We start from the raw sequence: 2,633 nt of genomic DNA, 5'->3' as shown, positions 1-2,633 counted from the left end.
AATAAGAACCAATAATTTAGCCGCTGAAAAAAAGCGGCTTTTTTTCGCCCGGACGGCTGAAACTTAGTTGCCAATTTGGTAGAATCCCCGCCTAATTTTTTCCATGATGTAGGAACCATGGCCAAAAACGTCGTAGTGCTCGGCACCCAATGGGGTGACGAAGGTAAAGGTAAAATTGTCGATTTATTAACAGATAAAGCAAGCTATGTGGTGCGCTATCAAGGCGGTCACAATGCGGGCCATACGTTGGTTATCGATGGTGAGAAAACCGTATTACACTTAATTCCGTCAGGCATTTTACGCGCCAATGTGAAGTGCGTAATTGGCAATGGCGTAGTGTTGTCACCGGAAGCATTCTTAAAAGAGATGAGCATGCTGGAGCAGCGTGGCGTGCCGGTAAAAGAGCGCTTGCTGTTAAGTGAAGCCTGCCCGTTGATCCTGCCTTTCCATGTTGAGCTGGATAAAGCGCGTGAGCTGGCGCGTGGTGATAAGCCTATCGGTACCACGGGCCGCGGCATTGGTCCTGCATATGAAGATAAAGTTGCCCGTCGTGGTTTACGCGTTGGTGATTTATTTAACCCGCAGCTGTTTGCTGAGAAACTGAAAGTATTAATGGATCTGCATAATTTCACGCTGACCCAGTACTACAAGGTACCGGCAGTGGATTATCAGACCACACTGGATAACGCTCTGGCTATCGCCGAAATTCTGAAGCCACTGGTTGTTGATGTGACTGACTTACTGGACCGCGCCCGCAAAGCTGGCCAGGAAATTATGTTTGAAGGCGCTCAGGGTACACTACTGGATATCGACCACGGTACTTACCCCTATGTAACGTCGTCTAACACTACTGCCGGTGGTGTGGCGACCGGTGCTGGCTTTGGCCCACGTTACCTGGATTATGTGTTGGGTATCGTAAAAGCCTACACTACCCGCGTCGGCTCTGGCCCATTCCCTACAGAACTCGGTTGTGAAGTGGGTGAGCATTTAGGCGTAAAAGGCCATGAGTTTGGTGCAACAACAGGCCGTAAGCGGCGCTGTGGTTGGTTTGATGCGGTAGCGGTCAAACGAGCGGTTCAGCTTAACAGTATTTCCGGTTTCTGTTTAACCAAGCTGGATGTACTGGATGGCCTTGAAACCGTGAAAATCTGTACTGGCTACAAAGATGCTGCCGGTAATATTACCGATGTTCCGCCGCTGGCTGCAGAAGGCTATGAGCTGGTTACGCCAGTACTGGAAGAAATGCCTGGCTGGACAGAGAGCACTTTTGGCGTACAAAAACTGGAGCAATTGCCTCAGGCTGCACGTAACTACATTGCCAGACTGGAGCAGTTAACTGGTGTGCCTATTGATATCGTATCAACAGGTCCGGACCGTGTTCAGACGATTGTGTTGCGTCATCCGTTTGCCTGACACATCTGAGTAATGGTTTATCCCGTATAAAAACGCTGCCATCTGGCAGCGTTTTTGCTTATGCTGATAACCACAGCACTACACGGGGTACAGATTATGCGTGCAATAATATTGCTACTGACTGGGTTTATGCTCAGCGCCTGTGGCGGAGGAGGCAGCAACGGGGGTAATACGACAGCACCGGTGAATATTTGCCAGCGCAATGATATTAATGCGCAGGTGTATTGTGCCCTGCAGCAGGATTACCTCTGGTACCGTGATTTACCAGCCTCCGTTAACCCTGATAATTACGCTTCACCCGCAGCTTTGCTGCAGGCTGTGGCAGCACCACAAGATCGATATAGTTTTATACTTACTGCCGAGGAATATCAGGACCGTTACATTAATGCCACCTTCTTTGGTTTTGGTTTCTCCAGTGTGCGGGCCAACAACGATAGTGCACTGCAAATCGCTTTTGTCTACGATGATGGCTCCGCAGCTCAGAATGGCCTGCGCCGCGGCGATAAAATCACCGAAATTGAAGGTGTCAGCGTTTCACAGTGGTTAAGCCGGTTAGATGCCGGTGCTATTAGCAGCGAAGATATCTACGGCCCCAACGAGAGCGGTGTGGTAAGAAACTTTGTCTGGCAGAAACCCGATGGCAGCCAGGTCAGTGCCGACTTTATCAAAAGTGATGTCACAACCAATACCGTGTTACACCGCTCTGTCGTGCAACAAGATAAAAAGCGGGTTGGTTATTTGGTTTTTAACAGCTTTATCGAGTTGTCCGAGTCGGAGCTGCAGCAAGCTTTTGCTTATTTTGCCGCACAGGGAGCAAATGAGCTGGTGCTGGATTTACGCTACAACGGTGGTGGCTTGATCCGCGTTGCTAATCAGTTAAGTACGCAGATAGCGCAGCGCAATGTGCAAGGGCAGGTATTTGTTAAATACCGTTACAACGATAAGAACACTGCTAAGAATAACACCACACTATTTTCGCTCGGCGCAGGCAGCACCAGTTTAAATCTGGACCGGGTATTTATTCTGACGACTGCCGGTAGCTGCTCATCCAGTGAGCTGGTAATCAATGCCTTATCACCTTTTATCGATGTTGTACAAATTGGCGGCACGACCTGTGGTAAGCCGGTTGGTCAGCAGCCGGATCAAATAGGCAATTATGTGCTGTTTGCGATTAACTTTCAGACAGTAAATGCACTGGATCAAGGGGATTACTTTGATGG

2 protein-coding genes are annotated in these 2,633 nt (G+C 49.1%); both read left to right on the top strand.

The annotated features are described in order from the left end of the window. Positions 1-117 precede the first annotated feature (117 nt). Positions 118-1,413: an adenylosuccinate synthase gene (locus VIN66_RS17465; RefSeq protein WP_331925173.1), complete on the top strand. Its 1,296-nt coding sequence runs from the start codon at positions 118-120 to the stop codon at positions 1,411-1,413. Positions 1,414-1,509: 96 nt separating this feature from the next. Next, on the top strand, positions 1,510-2,633 hold a 1,124-nt coding region (locus VIN66_RS17460), incomplete at its 3' end, for a S41 family peptidase (RefSeq protein ID WP_331925172.1).

It is taken from the genome of Rheinheimera sp. (genome assembly GCF_036568245.1).
Lineage (GTDB): Bacteria > Pseudomonadota > Gammaproteobacteria > Enterobacterales > Alteromonadaceae > Alishewanella.
The sequence above is the reverse complement of the archived record's forward strand: the minus strand, read 5'-3'. Positions and strand labels throughout refer to the sequence as shown.

What these genes read in the sequence shown, in the direction of transcription:
- VIN66_RS17465 (WP_331925173.1), top strand. Translation starts at nt 118, where the DNA reads ATGGCCAAAAACGTCGTAGTGCTCGGCACCCAATGGGGTGACGAAGGT.